Source organism: Staphylococcus sp. HMSC069D12 (genome assembly GCF_001810405.1).
Classification (GTDB): Bacteria; Bacillota; Bacilli; order Staphylococcales; family Staphylococcaceae; genus Staphylococcus; species Staphylococcus haemolyticus.
This window is the reverse complement of the sequence record NZ_KV801132.1, coordinates 30,631-49,053: the sequence shown is the minus strand read 5'-3', so window position 1 is coordinate 49,053 and position 18,423 is coordinate 30,631. Positions and strand designations below refer to the sequence as shown.

17 protein-coding genes, 1 riboswitch and 1 other annotated feature are annotated in these 18,423 nt (G+C 32.4%); all 17 genes read left to right on the top strand.

Annotation, left to right across the window (positions count from 1 at the left end):
• Positions 1–182 precede the first annotated feature (182 nt).
• The 17 genes from thrS (at position 183) to HMPREF2737_RS10330 (ending at position 18,341) form a co-directional block, all read left to right on the top strand.
• Positions 183–2,120: a threonine--tRNA ligase gene (gene thrS, locus HMPREF2737_RS10410; protein ID WP_037551017.1), complete on the top strand. Its 1,938-nt coding sequence runs from the start codon at positions 183–185 to the stop codon at positions 2,118–2,120.
• Between the two features lie 49 nt (positions 2,121–2,169).
• A riboswitch (Lysine riboswitch) is annotated at positions 2,170–2,345 on the top strand.
• A 158-nt stretch (positions 2,346–2,503) separates the two neighbouring features.
• Positions 2,504–3,997 (top strand): amino acid permease, encoded by a 1,494-nt coding sequence (locus HMPREF2737_RS10405; protein WP_037551015.1) that lies wholly within the window; start codon positions 2,504–2,506, stop codon positions 3,995–3,997.
• Between the two features lie 63 nt (positions 3,998–4,060).
• Positions 4,061–4,187 (top strand) — a sequence feature (ribosomal protein L20 leader region).
• A gap of 22 nt (positions 4,188–4,209) precedes the next feature.
• On the top strand, positions 4,210–4,737 hold the full coding sequence (gene infC, locus HMPREF2737_RS10400) for a translation initiation factor IF-3 (protein ID WP_029376631.1): 528 nt from the start codon (positions 4,210–4,212) through the stop codon (positions 4,735–4,737).
• Positions 4,738–4,764: 27 nt separating this feature from the next.
• Positions 4,765–4,965: a 50S ribosomal protein L35 gene (rpmI, locus tag HMPREF2737_RS10395; RefSeq protein WP_002448990.1), complete on the top strand. Its 201-nt coding sequence runs from the start codon at positions 4,765–4,767 to the stop codon at positions 4,963–4,965.
• 54 nt (positions 4,966–5,019) lie between these two features.
• A complete protein-coding gene (gene rplT / locus HMPREF2737_RS10390) occupies positions 5,020–5,376 on the top strand; it encodes a 50S ribosomal protein L20 (RefSeq protein WP_011275545.1) in 357 nt (118 codons plus the stop codon).
• Between the two features lie 284 nt (positions 5,377–5,660).
• Positions 5,661–6,269 carry an NUDIX domain-containing protein gene (locus HMPREF2737_RS10385; RefSeq protein WP_037551013.1) on the top strand — a complete coding sequence of 203 codons (609 nt, stop codon included), beginning with the start codon at positions 5,661–5,663 and terminating at the stop codon, positions 6,267–6,269.
• A gap of 12 nt (positions 6,270–6,281) precedes the next feature.
• Positions 6,282–7,205, top strand: coding sequence for a hypothetical protein (locus HMPREF2737_RS10380; protein WP_037551011.1), 924 nt, complete (start codon positions 6,282–6,284; stop codon positions 7,203–7,205).
• A 158-nt stretch (positions 7,206–7,363) separates the two neighbouring features.
• Positions 7,364–8,668, top strand: coding sequence for a trigger factor (gene tig / locus HMPREF2737_RS10375; protein WP_037551009.1), 1,305 nt, complete (start codon positions 7,364–7,366; stop codon positions 8,666–8,668).
• Between the two features lie 157 nt (positions 8,669–8,825).
• Positions 8,826–10,088 carry an ATP-dependent Clp protease ATP-binding subunit ClpX gene (gene clpX, locus HMPREF2737_RS10370; RefSeq protein ID WP_037551007.1) on the top strand — a complete coding sequence of 421 codons (1,263 nt, stop codon included), beginning with the start codon at positions 8,826–8,828 and terminating at the stop codon, positions 10,086–10,088.
• Positions 10,089–10,305: 217 nt separating this feature from the next.
• Positions 10,306–10,893, top strand: a complete 588-nt coding sequence (yihA, locus tag HMPREF2737_RS10365; protein ID WP_037551005.1) for a ribosome biogenesis GTP-binding protein YihA/YsxC — start codon at positions 10,306–10,308, stop codon at positions 10,891–10,893.
• Positions 10,894–11,063: 170 nt separating this feature from the next.
• Positions 11,064–12,410, top strand: coding sequence for a glutamyl-tRNA reductase (gene hemA / locus HMPREF2737_RS10360; protein WP_037551004.1), 1,347 nt, complete (start codon positions 11,064–11,066; stop codon positions 12,408–12,410).
• Positions 12,411–12,431: 21 nt separating this feature from the next.
• Positions 12,432–13,244 carry a cytochrome c biogenesis protein gene (gene ccsA, locus HMPREF2737_RS10355; protein ID WP_037551002.1) on the top strand — a complete coding sequence of 271 codons (813 nt, stop codon included), beginning with the start codon at positions 12,432–12,434 and terminating at the stop codon, positions 13,242–13,244.
• A 30-nt stretch (positions 13,245–13,274) separates the two neighbouring features.
• Positions 13,275–14,207, top strand: coding sequence for a hydroxymethylbilane synthase (hemC, locus tag HMPREF2737_RS10350; RefSeq protein ID WP_037551000.1), 933 nt, complete (start codon positions 13,275–13,277; stop codon positions 14,205–14,207).
• A 26-nt stretch (positions 14,208–14,233) separates the two neighbouring features.
• Complete coding sequence (locus tag HMPREF2737_RS10345) at positions 14,234–14,914, top strand: uroporphyrinogen-III synthase (protein WP_037550998.1); 681 nt, start codon at positions 14,234–14,236, stop codon at positions 14,912–14,914.
• Positions 14,904–15,878: a porphobilinogen synthase gene (gene hemB, locus HMPREF2737_RS10340; protein ID WP_037550996.1), complete on the top strand. Its 975-nt coding sequence runs from the start codon at positions 14,904–14,906 to the stop codon at positions 15,876–15,878. The genes HMPREF2737_RS10345 and hemB overlap by 11 nt, the downstream gene beginning before the upstream one ends.
• A gap of 22 nt (positions 15,879–15,900) precedes the next feature.
• A complete protein-coding gene (hemL, locus tag HMPREF2737_RS10335) occupies positions 15,901–17,184 on the top strand; it encodes a glutamate-1-semialdehyde 2,1-aminomutase (protein WP_037550994.1) in 1,284 nt (427 codons plus the stop codon).
• 80 nt (positions 17,185–17,264) lie between these two features.
• A complete protein-coding gene (locus HMPREF2737_RS10330) occupies positions 17,265–18,341 on the top strand; it encodes an AbrB family transcriptional regulator (RefSeq protein ID WP_037550992.1) in 1,077 nt (358 codons plus the stop codon).
• The last annotated feature ends 82 nt before the right edge of the window (positions 18,342–18,423 follow it).

The following is an 18,423-nucleotide window of genomic DNA, read 5'->3' as shown; positions in this document are numbered from 1 at the left end:
TCAATGCCCGGCTCAAGACCGTTATCTTAAGTAGAGATATTTAGTTGTTGCTAAATAACTAGGGTGGTACCACGACGAACTCGTCCCTTTTTTAGGGGCGAGTTTTTTTATTTCAACGAAATTAGAATTTAATTGAAATTAGAATTTAATTGAAATTAGAATTTATTTATGGAGGTTTTATAATGGATCAAATAAATGTTCAATTCCCAGATGGTAATTCGAAAGCGTTTGATAAAGGCGTAACAACTGAAGAAATAGCACAATCAATTAGCCCTGGATTAAGAAAAAAAGCGGTTGCTGGTAAATTTAATAATCAAATGGTTGATTTAACTAGACCATTAGAAGAAGATGGTTCAATTGAAATTGTGACTCCAGGTAGTGATGAAGCGCTTGAAGTTTTACGTCATTCTACTGCCCATTTAATGGCTCAAGCTTTAAAACGTTTATATGGGGATGTTAAGTTTGGAGTTGGCCCTGTTATAGATGGTGGGTTCTATTATGATTTTGATATGGATGAAAAGGTTTCGTCAGATGACTTTGAAAAAATTGAAAAAACGATGAAACAAATCGTTGATGAAAATCATAAAATTGAACGTAAAGTTGTATCAAGAGAAGAAGCTAAATCATTCTTCAAAGACGATCCTTATAAATTGGAATTAATTGACGCTATACCTGAAGATGAAAGTGTTACTTTATATTCACAAGGTGAATTTACTGATTTATGTCGAGGTGTACACGTTCCTTCAACTTCAAAAATCAAAGAATTTAAATTACTTTCAACTGCCGGTGCATATTGGCGCGGGGATAGCAATAACAAAATGTTACAACGTATTTATGGTACAGCATTCTTTGATAAAAAAGATTTGAAAGCACATTTAGAGATGCTTGAAGAACGTCGTGAGCGTGATCACCGTCGAATTGGTAAAGATTTAGAGCTTTTCACTAACAATCAATTAGTAGGTGCAGGTCTTCCATTATGGTTGCCTAATGGTGCTACAATCCGTAGAGAAATTGAACGTTATATAGTTGATAAAGAGGTAAGTATGGGTTATGACCACGTATATACTCCAGTGTTAGCAAATGTAGAGTTATACAAAACTTCTGGACACTGGGATCATTATAGAGATGATATGTTCCCACCAATGAAATTAGACGAAACAGAAGAAATGGTATTACGACCTATGAATTGTCCACATCATATGATGGTCTATAATAACCGTCCTCATTCTTATCGTGAACTACCTATCCGTATTGCAGAATTAGGAACTATGCACAGATATGAAGCCAGTGGTGCTGTATCAGGATTACAACGTGTACGTGGAATGACATTAAACGATTCACACATATTTGTTAGACCTGATCAAATTAAAGATGAATTTAAACGTGTTGTTAACATGATTCAAGAAGTATATAGTGACTTTGGCTTTGAAGATTACACATTCAGATTAAGTTACAGAGATCCAGAAGATAAAGAGAAGTATATGGATGATGATGAAATGTGGAACAAAGCTGAGACTATGTTAAAAGAAGCAGTCGATGAAATGGGATTACCATATGTTGAAGCAATTGGTGAAGCAGCATTCTATGGTCCAAAACTAGATGTTCAAGTTAAGACTGCTATGGGTAAAGAAGAAACTTTATCAACTGCTCAAATTGATTTCTTATTGCCAGAACGTTTTGAACTAACATACATCGGTAGCGATGGTGAAAATCATCGTCCAGTAGTTATTCATCGTGGTGTAGTTTCAACTATGGAACGATTTGTAGCGTTCTTAACTGAAGAAACTAAGGGTGCATTCCCAACTTGGTTAGCACCTAAACAAGTTGAAATAATACCTGTTAATGTTGACTTACACTATGACTATGCTAGAAATTTACAAGATGAATTAAAATCACAAGGTGTACGTGTAGAAATTGATGACCGTAATGAAAAAATGGGGTACAAAATTCGTGAAGCACAAATGCAAAAAATACCTTATCAAATAGTTGTTGGTGATAAAGAAGTTGAAAACAATCAAGTCAATGTACGTAAATACGGCTCTCAAGATCAAGAAACAGTTGAAAAAGATGAATTTATTTGGAATTTAGTAGATGAAATTCGTTTGAAAAAACATAGATAGTCTTGATAAAAATGATAGCTTAATGTATATTACTATATAGTTAATTAAAAAAAGAGTTAGAGGTTGCGTCTTTAATTAGTAACACTTCAGAAGTTATTAAGGAACGTATGTTGAAAGTGTGGAAGGTAAAGATGCCGAAATGAATGATACCCTTAATTATCATTTGTTGGGACAGTTATCGAATAGAAACTGTACTGTCACAATTTGTGATGTGCTACCGACATAGATTAAGCAGATGGTTGCATATCTAAAGGTATGCAACCATTTTTTATGCTTTAAAGAATTATAAACTATTTGGAAGTATAATTTGAATGCGTTCATAATCATCGCATAACACAACAAAACTATTTTAGTTAGCCTCTACTGTAAGAAAGGGAGCTTCTATGAAAAAAGTCGAAAATCAAGTTGATGGAATCAAAAGAGGACTGAAGGACCGTCATATTTCTATGATAGCAATGGGTGGTTGTATCGGTACCGGATTATTTATGACCTCTGGGGGAGCAATACACGATGCAGGGGCACTAGGAGCTTTAATTGCATATGCGATTATTGGAGCTATGGTATTCTTCCTCATGACATCTTTAGGTGAAATGGCAACGTATTTACCAGTGTCTGGTTCATTTAGTACTTACGCAACACGTTTTGTAGATCCATCTTTAGGATTTGCGTTAGGTTGGAACTATTGGTTTAACTGGGTTATTACAGTTGCAGCAGATGTAACCATTGCTGCACAAGTCATTCAATATTGGACACCTATGGCTGGTATTCCAGCATGGGTTTGGAGTTGTATATTCTTAGTTATTATATTCGCACTAAACTCTTTATCTGTTAGAGTTTATGGTGAAAGTGAATATTGGTTCGCTTTAATCAAAGTTGTAACAGTCATTATCTTTATCATTATTGGTCTTTTAACGATACTAGGTATTATGGGTGGAGAATTTGTAGGTTTCGAGACATTTACGAAAGGTGACGGACCAATTCTAGGTGGTAACTTAGGTGGAAGTTTATTATCAATTCTAGGCGTCTTCCTAGTTGCTGGATTCTCATTCCAAGGTACAGAATTAATTGGTATTACAGCTGGAGAATCTGAAAATCCAGAACGCGCTGTACCTAAAGCTATTAAACAAGTATTCTGGAGAATATTATTATTCTACATATTAGCAATATTTGTTATAGGTATGTTAATTCCTTACGATAGTAATGCATTGATGGGTGGCGATGATAATATTGCTACTTCTCCATTTACACTCGTGTTTAAAAATGCAGGGTTAGCTTTTGCGGCATCATTTATGAATGCAGTTATTTTAACATCAGTATTATCAGCAGGTAATTCAGGTATGTATGCCTCAACACGAATGCTTTATTCAATGAGTAAAGATAAATTAGCTTTTCATTCGTTTGGTAAAACGAATAAATATGGTGTTCCTTATTTATCACTAGTTGGAACAGCGATTTTAGTAGTTATTATTTTCTTAGTGCAAAAACTAAGTGGTGATGCATATGAGTATATAGTTGCTGCTAGTGGTATGACTGGCTTTATCGCATGGGTAGGTATTGCAATTAGTCACTACAGATTTAGAAGAGCTTTCGAAAAACAACATCATAGTAAAAGGGAATTGAAGTATAAAGCTAAATGGTTCCCATTCGGTCCTATATTCGCAGGCTTGCTCTGTGTGATTGTCATAATTGGGCAAGATGTTGATTTTATTAAAACAAGTCATTTCGATTTAAATCGCTTCATTATCACATATATGGGAATCCCAGTTTTCTTAGTATTCTTTATTTATCATAAATTGAGATATAAAACGAAGATAATTCCATTAGATAATGTGGATTTAAGACAAGATGTTTCAATGGATGAAGTAAAACATCACTAATATTAAAATAATTGTTGACTTATATGATATACACTGATATGATTATTAACGTTGAATACGAAACGTACCAAGTAGAAACACCCGTTTCTCACCTGTAGCGACGCTTAAAGCAGTTGGCAGGTCAATCATGTCACACATAAATGTGTATGAGAGAAGAGCGGGCATAATTTGTCCGCTCTTTTTGCTTGGAAAATTTCGTAAAATTTTGGGAGGTGTCAACCATAGCAAAAGATCAAACGCAAGTTAACGAAAAGATTCGCGCTAAAGAATTACGTTTAATTGGCCAAAATGGTGACCAAATTGGTGTTAAATCAAAACGAGAAGCATTAGAAATGGCTGAACGTGTTGAATTAGATTTAGTAGTTGTAGCACCAAATGCTAAACCACCTGTTGCAAGAATTATGGATTATGGTAAGTACAAATTCGAACAGCAGAAAAAAGAAAAAGAAATGAAAAAGAAACAAAAAGTTATCAATGTTAAAGAAATACGCCTAAGTCCAACTATTGAGGAACATGATTTCCAAACTAAGTTGAAAAATGGTCGTAAATTCTTATCTAAAGGCGATAAATGTAAAGTTTCTATTCGTTTCAGAGGTCGTGCAATCACTCATAAGGAAATTGGTCAGCGCGTATTAGAAAAATTCGCTGACGAATGTAAAGATATTGCCACTGTTGAACAGAAACCTAAAATGGAAGGGCGTCAAATGTTTATCATGTTAGCGCCTATTAACGAAAAATAATTCACTATTATTAGGAGGAAATGAATCATGCCAAAAATGAAAACTCACCGTGGAGCAGCTAAACGTGTTAAAAGAACTGGTTCAGGTCAATTAAAACGTTCAAGAGCTTTCACATCACACTTATTTGCAAATAAAAACACTAAACAAAAACGTAAATTACGTAAAGCTAAATTAGTTTCTAAAAGCGATATGAAACGAGTAAAACAATTATTAGCTTATAAAAAATAATTGTAATTGATAAATGAACGATAATTAATTGTTATATCTAAGGAGGAATTTAATATGCCACGAGTTAAAGGTGGAACAGTAACAAGAGCACGTCGTAAAAAAACGATTAAATTAGCTAAAGGTTACTTCGGTGCTAAACACACATTATATAAAGTAGCAAAACAACAAGTAATGAAATCAGGTCAATACGCTTTCCGTGACCGTCGTCAACGTAAACGTGATTTCCGTAAATTATGGATTACACGTATTAACGCAGCTGCACGTCAACATGACATGAGCTATTCAAGATTAATGAATGGCTTGAAAAAAGCTGACATCAATATTAACCGTAAAATGCTTTCTGAAGTTGCTATTTCAGATGAAAAAGCTTTCGCAGAGTTAGTATCAAAAGCTAAAGAAGCTTTAAAATAATTAACTTTTCCGAGCCTGTGACATAATCTAATGTCTCAGGCTATAATTATATATTGGCAACAGTTGCTTGAATTAAATTTTCATTTGTAACAAGTTTTTAATTCTAAACAACTTTGTCGGGGTGGGACGATGAAATGAATTTTTAAAAATATTATTTCTGTTCCACTCCTTTTTATTTTAACCATCAGGTGAATAGTACATTATTAATTTATGCACCTTTATTTGTTTTTTAATGATTTAGTTTGATAAAATGCTAATTAAGAAACTAATGTAAGGAGAACATTATGTCTAAATATGATGAACAAATAATAGTAGTATCAAGAGATATCCTTTTTGAACAAGAGTCAAATGCTTTTAACGGCTTTTTAACTAAAAATGATCCACAAGGTGAAGCGATATTTAATACTTTTTCTAATTATGAAGTTAAAAGACGTGGAGATATGGAAGAAGATCCTTCGTATAAACAATTAATATCATATTGTCTTTTAGAAAATGAGAAAAATGAAATATTAATATACAAAAGATTAAGTGGTGGTGGAGAGTCACGTTTACATGGTCAATCTTCTATCGGTGTAGGTGGACACATGAATGATGTGATTGGCGCAAGTTCTGTAAATGAAATTTTAAGGGTAAATGCTCAAAGAGAGCTAGAAGAAGAAGTCGGTTTATTAGAAACTAATTCTCAGAATTTGGAATATATAGGTTTTATAAATGATGATACAAACGATGTGGGTAAAGTACATATAGGTATAGTCTTTAAAATTAAAGTTAACTCAAATGATATTGAAGTACGTGAAACAGATACATTAAAAATTCAATGGTTAGAAAAAGAGCGTATTGATAATTATGATGAATTTGAAACATGGAGTGCATTAATTTTACAAGATTTATAGGAGGGATACAACATGTCAGACATCATCCCTTTTCCAAAACTACAGCAAAAAATGTATAAAGATATTAAATCATCTCATAACAGTCAACATTACGAAATGGTATATCAATTAATTGAAGATTATGAAGCACAATTTGAACTAGATGAGACATTAGCCTTAATTAAATGTGATATGTTATTTCATTTGAATTCGTTTTTGGAGTTAAGAGAAGAAGCTATTGTACTTTTAAAAAGAGGCATTCAAGCGTATGATGAGTTAATGTTATATTATATCAAGGCGTTAAATGGCTTAGGTCAGTATTATGAGTCTGTAAATGTTATCAATCAAATTATAGACGAGGTTCAAAGTCATAAAACAAGAATGGCGTTATTTCCATTAAAAGAATATGCTCAATCTCAACTCAATGAAGATAAACATATCACCAGCCAATCATTGGCTAAATTTAATACGCTCAATTTGAATGAACAAATACAATTAGTTCTTAAATTAATTGATAATGGGCATTATGAATTTAAAGAAACTATAGCCTTTTTATTATCTAATGAGGTTGAGGCAGATAATTTAAAAAGTTTAATGCTAGAATTTTTAAGATTTGCTGGCTACAATATACCAATTAATATTAACAAGATGAATTATACAGTTAACGTTATTCCTAATGAGCTTAATGGTTTGGAACATACTGAACTTAAAACTCAAGTAATTCCTCGAGTAATTGATAAACTAGAAAATGGAGCACTCAATATCATTGATGAAGCAATACATACCATGAATAATCATGCTATTTTACTATATCCACTCAATATATTCGATTTATACACCTGTGATGATTGGATTACTGGTTATGATGTTTACTTTAAATCAATGATTGGTATACAAACTAAGCAAGGGAATGTAAAAATATTAAATTTTATTAATAGTCTTGATGGTCAACTTTGAGCAAATTATTTTATATTGTTAAATTAATTCGTTAAAGTTAGATTATTGAATTTTAAAAGTGTTTTAAGCCCTATAAAAGACTGTTTGTGTCCGTATAGGACGTGTGCTATAATAGGGAAGTTGAAAAAATAAAAATGTAATCATGGAGGTATTTATACATGACAGCAACTTGGGAAAAAAAGGAAGGTAACGAAGGATTATTAAAAGTTACAGTTCCAGCAGAAAAAGTAGACAAAGCATTAGATCAAGCATTTAAAAAAGTAGTTAAACAAATTAACGTGCCTGGTTTCCGTAAAGGTAAAGTGCCTCGTCCTATCTTTGAACAACGTTTCGGTGTAGAAGCATTATATCAAGATGCAGTAGATATTCTATTACCTGAAGCATATGGTGAAGCTATTGATGAAACTGGAATCAATCCAGTAGCTCAACCAGAAATTAATGTTACACAAATTGAAAAAGGTAAAGATTTTGAATTTGAAGCTACTGTAACTGTTGAACCTGAAGTTCAATTAGGTGATTACAAAGGTTTAGAAATAGAAAAACAAGATTCAGAATTAACTGATGAAGATTTACAAGAAGCAATTGACCACAGCCTAGGACACTTAGCTGATATGGTAGTTAAAGAAGATGGTGCTGTTGAAAATGGAGATACAGTAAACATTGACTTTGATGGCTATGTTGATGGCGAGCAATTTGAAGGTGGACAAGCAGATGGTTATGATCTTGAAATTGGCTCAGGCTCATTTATTCCTGGATTTGAAGATCAATTAGTAGGCGTTAAAACAGGTGAAGAAAAAGATGTAGTTGTAACTTTCCCTGAAGAGTATCATGCTGAAGAATTAGCTGGCAAAGAAGCTACTTTCAAAACTAAAGTAAATGAAATTAAATATAAAGAAGTACCTGAATTAGATGATGAAATTGCAAATGAATTAGATTCAGATGCTAACAGTGTTGATGAGTACAAAGAAAACTTACGCAAACGTTTATCAGAACAAAAAGCTGAGGAAGCTGAAAATGTTGAAAAAGAAGAAACAATTAATAAAGCAACTGATAATGCTACAATCGATATTCCTCAAGCAATGATTGACACTGAATTAGATCGTATGGTTCAAGAATTTGGTCAAAGAATCCAACAACAAGGATTAGATTTACAAACTTACTTCCAAATTTCAGGTCAAGATGAATCTCAATTAAGAGAACAAATGAAAGATGATGCAGAACAACGCATTAAAACAAACTTAACACTTTCAGCTATTGCCGATAAAGAAAATATTGAAGCAAATGATGAAGATATCGAAAAAGAATTAGAAAAAATGAGTAAACAATTTAATATCTCAGTTGAAGATATTAAAAATACTTTAGGTAATACTGACATTATTAAAAATGATGTACGTATCCAAAAAGTAATTGACTTACTTAGAGACAATGCTAAATACGTTGAATCTACTAAAGAAGATAAATAATAATTCATTGTTAAATTAATAATTAAAATTTAAAGTAGCAGGTGCATCAATATATGTAACCTGCTACTCTATATTTTAAGCATTTTAGTTGTTAACCATGAATTTGCATTGTAGAATGCTATCTAGTATAGTCGTTTAAGAATAGAGGTGTAAATGAATGTTTAAATTCAATGAAGATGAAGAAAATTTAAAATGTTCTTTCTGTGGTAAGGACCAAGACCAAGTTAAGAAATTAGTCGCAGGAAGTGGCGTATATATCTGTAATGAGTGTATCGAACTATGTTCAGAAATTGTAGAAGAAGAATTAGCTCAATCGACTTCTGAAGAGTTTACTGAACTGCCTACACCGAAAGAAATTATGGATCATTTAAATGAATATGTTATTGGTCAAGAAAAAGCTAAAAAATCTTTAGCAGTTGCCGTATATAATCACTATAAACGTATCCAACAATTAGGACCTAATGAAGATGAAGTTGAATTACAAAAAAGTAATATTGCGTTAATAGGACCAACTGGTAGCGGTAAAACATTATTAGCACAAACATTAGCTAAAACTTTAAACGTTCCATTTGCTATTGCAGATGCTACAAGTTTAACTGAAGCAGGTTACGTTGGTGACGATGTAGAAAATATTTTATTACGATTAATTCAAGCAGCTGACTTCGATATTGATAAAGCTGAAAAAGGTATTATCTATGTTGATGAAATTGATAAGATTGCTAGAAAATCTGAAAACACATCAATTACGCGTGATGTATCTGGTGAAGGTGTTCAACAAGCCTTACTTAAAATTTTAGAGGGTACGACTGCAAGTGTGCCTCCACAAGGTGGACGTAAACATCCCAACCAAGAATTAATACAAATTGATACAACAAATATCTTATTCATTCTAGGTGGTGCGTTTGATGGCATCGATGAAGTAATTAAACGTCGCTTAGGAGAAAAAGTGATTGGATTTGCAAGTAATGAAGCGGATAAATATGATGAGGAAGCATTGTTAGAACAAATTCGCCCAGAAGATTTGCAATCATATGGTTTAATTCCTGAGTTTATTGGTCGTGTGCCAATAGTTGCTAACTTAGAAACATTAGATGTAGAAGCGCTTAAAAACATTTTAACGCAACCTAAGAACGCTTTAGTAAAACAATATACTAAAATGTTAGAACTTGATAATGTTGAGTTAGAATTTACCGAAGAAGCATTAGCTGCGGTAAGTGAGAAAGCTATTGAGCGTAAAACAGGAGCACGTGGATTACGTTCTATTATTGAAGAAGCATTAATCGATATTATGTATGATGTTCCTTCATCAGAAAACGTAACTAAAGTTGTTATTACTGATAAAACAATTAATGATGAAGTTGACCCAGAATTATACGATTCTGAAGGTAACTTATTGAATGATAGTAAAACATCAGCATAATATAAGTTATTTAAGTTTGAGTACGCTCTGTAAAGATTGCGCCGAACAAGTGAAATGTTTTTAAGATCCTATAAACAATTAAAGTTGGAGTGGAACATCGAATTCTATTTGAATTCTGTTCTGCTCCTTTTTTAATTAAAAAATTGCTTATTTAGATATAATGAAATATATATTATAATGAAACAGTTAAATTTAATTACAAAAGAGAGGATAATTTATGAATATTAATCCTAATAACATTGATTTGATTATAAGTACTGTACAAGAGGCTCAATATCCTGATACAGGTTTATCTGAAGTGGCATTAAGTGGACGTTCAAACGTTGGTAAATCTTCTTTCATTAATAGTATGATTGGCAGAAAAAATATGGCTCGCACGTCGCAACAACCAGGTAAAACACAAACATTAAATTTCTTTAATATTGATAATCAATTAATATTTGTCGACGTCCCTGGGTATGGCTATGCAAAAGTGAGTAAATCACAACGTGAGAAATTTGGTAAAATGATTGAAGAATATTTGACTAAGAGAGAGAGTTTAAAGCTAGTCATTCAACTAGTTGACTTACGACACAATCCAACTGAAGATGATATTTTAATGTATAATTACTTAAAACATTTTGATATACCTACACTAGTTATTTGTACTAAAGAGGATAAGATTGCAAAGGGTAAGATTCAAAAGCATATTAAAAATATTAAAGAGAAATTAGATTTAGATCCAGATGATACGATTATTAGTTACTCATCAATTCAAAATACAAAGCAGCAACAAATATGGGATTTAATTGCTGATTATTTATAATGATTTTAATCTAAGAAGGGGTCAAACTTCTGTTTAGATTTTTTAATGGGATAAGTGTCAAAATTTTGACTTCAAATTAGAATCTTTCTAATTTGTTTGAGCAATCAACTTAAAATCATTAAATAATGTGTTATACTATCAGTATTGTTAGTATTTGGAGGGCGTTATAAATGCATTTTATTGCTATAAGTATAAATCATCGCACTGCTGATGTAGCACTTAGAGAGCAAGTAGCTTTTAGAGATGATGCCTTGCGATTAGCCCATGAAGATTTGTTCGAAACTAAATCTATTTTAGAGAACGTCATTTTATCTACATGTAATCGTACTGAAGTATATGCTATTGTTGATCAAATTCACACAGGTCGTTACTATATTCAAAGATTTTTAGCGCGTTCATTTGGATTTGATGTAGATGATATAAAAAATATGTCAGAAGTTAAAGTGGGGGACGAAGCAGTTGAACATTTACTGCGAGTCACTTCTGGCTTGGATTCAATTGTATTAGGTGAAACTCAAATTCTTGGACAAATGAGAGATGCATTCTTTTTAGCTCAAGACATTCAAACAACTGGTACAATTTTTAATCATTTATTTAAACAGGCTATTACTTTCGCTAAAAAAGCTCATAATGAGACTGACATAGCAGATAATGCTGTGAGTGTTTCATATGCAGCAGTTGAATTAGCTAAAAAGGTATTTGGTAAACTAAAAGGTAAACAAGCTATTATTATAGGTGCAGGGGAAATGAGTGAATTATCACTTTTAAATTTATTAGGTTCTGGTATTGATGATATTACTGTCGTTAATAGAACTGAAACTAATGCGTATAAATTAGCAACGAAGCACGGCGTAAATTATAATACACTTGAGTCATTACCAACTCTTTTGACTAATGCTGATATTGTTATCAGTTCAACAAGTTCGCCAGATTTTATTGTTACAAAATCTATGATAGAGTCGGTCAATCTTAATAGAAAAGCTTCTTCATTATTGTTAATAGACATTGCGGTTCCTAGAGATATCGAACCAAATGTTAATATCAGTGAAAATATTTTCAGCTATGATGTGGATGATCTTAAAGGTTTAGTTGATGCTAACTTGCGAGAACGTCAGATGGCTGCTGACTTTATAGCAAGTCAGATTCCTGATGAAGTCCAGGCTCATAATGATTGGGTAAATATGTTAGGTGTTGTACCTGTAATTAGAGCATTGCGTGAAAAAGCAATGACAATCCAGTCAGAAACAATGGATAGTATTGATAGAAAGCTACCTGATCTTAGTGATAGAGAACGTACAATCATTTCGAAACATACTAAAAGTATTATTAATCAAATGTTGAAAGATCCAATAAAACAGGCCAAAGAATTGAGTAATGATAAGAGAAGTAATGAAAAATTAGAGCTATTTCAAAACATATTTGATATTGATGCTGCAGACCCTTACGAGGATATTAAAGCTCGTAAAGCACAAAAAGAAAAAGAAGTTTCTATCCGTCACTTCTTTAGTTTTGAATAAGCATATTAATATGGTGATAATATGCAAGAGACCCTGTTTATTAGATTTCATGAAATAATATTAATTATATATTTAATTAGTATTCTCTGTTATTTTATAGATTTCGTTAAAAAGAGTCATAAAATTAGAGAATTAGGAATTTATACATTAGGGATTGTTTGGATATTGCAAACAATCTCTTTGTCTGTTTATATCACTTCGCATAATGAAATTCCGTTGAGTTCATTATTTGATGTATTTTTCTTTTTATCATGGATAATTATATGTATAGCACTGGTTTTAAATGTAGTTAAAGTATTAAGTTTTTCAGTATTCTTTCTCAATGTTATTGGATTTATATTATTGATGATGAATACTTTTCAACCTGAATATTACTCAACAAATGTGCAACGCATTGCAGTTATAAATGAATTGTTATTAGTGCATATAGGCTTAGCGGTATTAAGTTATGCTCTTTTTGCATTAGCTTTTGTAAATTCATTACTTTATATTATTCAATACCGCAATTTAAGGGAAAAGAATTTTGATCAAAAATACTTTAGAATTGGTAGCGTAGCCACACTTGAAACAGTTGTGTTTTATTCATCTTTAAGTGGTTTAATTATTTTAATTTTGAGTATTATTTTAGGCGCACAGTGGGGTGTCTATGCAATTGGACATAGTATTTTTGCTGACCCTAAAGTAGTACTATCTTCTGTTATTACAATTTTTTATGCTATTTATTTACTAAGTCGTATTAATCGATGGTTTAAAACAATTTATTTAATTTACTTTAATATTATGTTATTTTGCTTATGCATGATTAATCTATTTTTTACAACACATTTCACTTAAAATTTCAAATGTCATTAGGAGGCAACAATTATGCGCAAATTGGTTGTAGGCTCACGTAGAAGTAAGCTTGCCTTAACTCAGAGTCAACAATTTATAGATAAGTTAAAAGCGGTGGATCCAACCCTTGAAATAGAAATTAAGGAGATTGTTACTAAAGGTGACCGCATCGTAAATAAACAATTATCTAAAGTGGGCGGTAAAGGATTATTTGTTAAAGAAATCCAACAAGAACTTTTTGACAAAGAAATTGACATGGCAATACACTCACTGAAAGATGTACCAAGTATCATTCCTGAAGGTTTAACATTAGGTTGCATACCTGATAGAGAAGTTCCATTTGATGCTTATATTTCTAATAATCATATACCGTTAAATGAATTACCGGATGGTAGTATTATTGGTACGAGTTCATTAAGACGTGGTGCTCAAATTTTATCTAAATATCCAAACTTAGAAATTAAATGGATAAGAGGAAATATTGACACACGACTTAAAAAATTAGAAACAGAAGATTATGATGCAATTATTTTAGCTGCTGCAGGACTTAGACGTATGGGTTGGTCAGATGATATTGTAACGACATATCTGGACAAAGATATTTTATTACCAGCTATTGGACAAGGTGCATTAGGTATAGAGTGTCGTAGTGATGATGTCGAACTATTGGAATTATTAAGTAAAGTTCATAATCAAGCAGTAGCGAATTGTGTTACAGCTGAAAGAACATTCCTTTCAGCTATGGATGGTAGTTGTCAAGTACCTATTGGAGGGTATGCAACTAATAAGGAGAATGGTGAAATTGAATTTACTGGGTTAATTATGACTCCAGACGGTACAAAGAGATATGAGCACACAGAAGTTGGTAAAAATCCTGTTGATTTAGGTGAAACAGTCAGCCGTGTTTTAAAAGAGCAGGGTGCTTATGAAATAATCAAAAAACTAAATGAAGAACAAGCGCATTAAACCATATTGTTGAGGTGTAATGAAATATGAAACCAGTTGTAGCTATGACGCAATCGAGTGAATTTAATAGTGATTTAGTGGAAATAATGCATAAGCCATTTATAGAAATTCAATCACTTGAATTTGATACTCAAGTTTTGCATCATAAATATGACTGGATTATTTTTTCTTCTAAAAATGCGGTTCGCATATTTTATAAATATTTAAATCAACTAGATGTTAAATATGTAGCTGTCATTGGAAAGAAAACTGCCGAACTTTGTGAAACGCTTAAAATTAATGTTGATTTTATACCTAATGACTACTCTCAAGAAGGATTTTTGAATCAGTTTAAAAAAGATCAACAAAGCATTCTCATACCAAGTAGTGCTGAAGCGCGTCCCAAACTCCAACATACATTAGCACAAAACAATATTGTGACTAAAATCGATTTATATAAACCTATTCCTAATGATAGGAATATTAGAGAAGTCATTCAATTGATAGAACATCATAAAGTTCATGCGGTAACATTTTCAAGTTCATCTGCAGTAAAAGCGTATATAAGGCATGACGTTCCTTGTGGTTTTGATAAGTATGTTGCTATTGGGGCCCAAACTGCAAACACATTACGAAAGAACGGTCTCAATCCATTAATAGCTAATAAACAAACTTCGGAATCACTTATAAATAAAATTATTGAAAGTTGGTATAATAATGAAATTTGATAGACATAGACGATTACGCTCATCAGAGTCAATGCGTAATTTAGTTAGAGAAAACCATGTTAGAAAAGACGATTTAATTTATCCAATATTCGTAGTTGAAAAAGATAATGTAAAAAGTGAGATTAAATCACTTCCAGGCGTTTACCAAATTAGCTTGAATTTATTAGATGATGAAATAAATGAGGCATATGAACTAGGAATTAGAGCAATCATGTTCTTTGGTGTACCAAATTCTAAAGATGAGGTAGGTTCTGGTGCATATGATCATAATGGTATTATCCAAGAAGCAACAAGAAAGGCTAAAGAATTACATAAAGATTTATTAATTGTAGCAGACACATGTTTATGTGAATATACCGATCATGGACATTGTGGTGTTATTGATGATCATACTCATGATGTAGATAATGATAAATCATTACCTTTACTTGTTAAAACAGCTATCTCACAAGTTGAAGCGGGTGCAGACATTATAGCACCAAGTAATATGATGGACGGTTTTGTTGCAGAAATTCGTAAAGGTCTAGATGATGCCGGTTATTACAATATTCCAATTATGAGTTATGGTATCAAATATGCATCAAGTTTCTTTGGTCCATTTAGAGATGCGGCTGATTCTGCACCTTCTTTTGGTGACAGAAAGACTTACCAAATGGACCCAGCGAATCGTTTAGAAGCATTTCGCGAACTTGAAAGTGACTTAAAAGAGGGCGCAGATATGATGATAGTAAAACCAGCGCTAAGTTATTTAGATATTGTAAGAGATGTTAAAAACAATACAAATATTCCTGTTATTGTTTATAACGTAAGTGGTGAGTATGCAATGACAAAAGCAGCAGCACAAAATGGTTGGATAGATGAAGAACGTGTTGTTATGGAACAAATGGTTTCAATGAAACGTGCAGGTGCAGATATGATTATTACTTACTTTGCGAAAGATATTTGTCATTACTTAGATAAATAATTAATTTTAGGAGGATTTTGATATGGGTTACGAGAAATCGATTGAAGCGATGAAAATAGCTGAAAATTTAATGCCAGGTGGCGTTAATAGTCCTGTAAGAGCATTTAAATCTGTTGATACACCAGCGATTTTTATGGATCAAGCAAAAGGATCAAGAATTTATGATATCGATGGTAACGAGTATATTGACTATGTATTAAGCTGGGGACCTTTAATTCTAGGACATAAAAACGAACAAGTTATAAAAAAACTACATGAGGCGGTTGATAGAGGAACAAGCTTCGGAGCATCTACCTTAGAAGAAAACAAACTTGCAGAATTAGTAATCGAACGCGTACCATCAATTGAAAAAGTGCGTATGGTTTCATCAGGAACTGAGGCAACGTTAGCAGCGTTAAGATTGGCTCGTGGTTATACTGGAAGAAATAAAATTATAAAATTTGAAGGCTGTTATCACGGTCATAGTGATTCCTTATTAATTAAAGCGGGTTCTGGTGTTGCAACACTAGGATTACCAGACTCACCTGGTGTCCCAGAAGGTACTGCTAAGAATACGATTACAGTTCCGTATAATGATTTAGAAGCAATTAAAATTGCTTTCGAAAATTATGGAGATGATATCGCTGGAATTATCGTAGAACCAGTTGCTGGTAATATGGGCGTTGTACCTCCTAAAGATGGCTTCCTACAAGGGTTACGTGAGATTACAAATGACTATGGTGCGCTATTAATATTCGATGAGGTAATGACAGGTTTCCGAGTAGGGTACAATTGTGCGCAAGGTTACTTTGGTGTTACACCAGATCTTACATGTTTAGGTAAAGTTATTGGTGGTGGATTACCAGTAGGTGCGTTTGGCGGTAGAAAAGAGATTATGGACAAAGTTGCTCCAGTTGGAAATATTTATCAAGCTGGAACATTATCCGGGAATCCTTTAGCAATGACGAGTGGTTACGAAACTCTAAGTCAATTAACACCTGAATCTTATGAGTATTTCCAAGAATTAGGTGATATCTTAGAAGAAGGACTTAAAAAAGTATTTAGCAAACATAATGTCCCAATTACTATTAATCGAGCTGGATCTATGATTGGATACTTCTTAAATGAAGGACCAGTAACTAACTTTGAAGAAGCAAATAAAAGTAATTTAGAATTGTTCAGTCAAATGTATCGTGAAATGGCTAAAGAAGGCGTATTCCTACCACCTTCTCAATTTGAAGGAACATTCTTATCTACAGCACATAATAAAGAAGACATTGAAAAAACAATCCAAGCATTTGATACTGCTTTAAGTCGTATTGTATAATGTTATGAAATAGAATGAGGTTAGGACTTTCAACTCGATGACGTCTTAACCTCATTTTTAATGAAAGAAGTGGCTGCATAATGAAAAGTGTATGGATCAATAACTTTATTCTATTAGTGACTGCTGTTGTTATAAGTTTGTTATTACATGTTGCGCACGTTCTTTTACCATTTATGTTCGGTCCGATTATTGCATCGATAATCGTCATTAAAGTATTTAAATTAGAGGTCAAATGGCCATTCTGGCTTAGTCAAATTGGATTGATTGTATTAGGGGTACAAATTGGATCAACATTTACGTCTGAAGTGTTGCATGATATTAAAAATGATTGGTTGATAATTGTTGTTATTACACTATTACTATTAGTTTTATCTCTATTGATCGCCTTCTTTTTCAAAAAAATAGCAAGAGTAAACACTGAGACAGCTATATTAAGTGTCATTCCAGGTGCTTTAAGTCAAATGCTAATTATGGCAGAGGAAAATAAAAAGGCAAATATTCTCGTAGTGAGTTTAACTCAAACGTCTCGCGTTATATTCGTCGTGATATTAGTACCCTTAATTTCTTATTTCTTTAGTAGTGATAGTGGAAATGAAACAACTTCTATTAAATCACCTCCATTAACGGAAGTACTAAACTTATCGCAAGTAATACTATTAATTTGTTGTATTGCAATCATTTATAGTCTTATGGCTAAAATCAATTTTCCTACTAAGCAATTATTGGCTCCTATTGTCGTGTTAGTAATATGGAATTTAACTACACATCACATATTTACATTAGATAATTATATTCTTGCTTCTGCACAAGTGATTTATATGATTAGAATTGGATTGCAGATTGCCAATTTACTTTCCGATTTAAAAGGTCGAATTGCCGTTGCAATCATTTATCAAAATATCTTTCTAATCATTGGATCATTTATCATGGTATATATTGTGCACATATTTACAAATAATAATATTAATGAGTTGTTTTTGGGCGGAGCGCCAGGAGGTATGAGTCAGATTGTTTTAGTGGCTATGGCAACGGGGGCGGATGTAGCAATAATTTCTAGTTTCCACATATTTAGAATCTTTTTTATTTTATTTGTAGTAGCGCCTATCATTGGCTTTTTCTTACGTGGCGGTATTTTAAAATTTCATCAAAAAAGATAGGTTGTGTCATGCAAAGTTTAAGCGTTAGTAATTTTAATATTAAAGAAGGTTGATAAAACCTTTACCTACAATTACCTTTCGA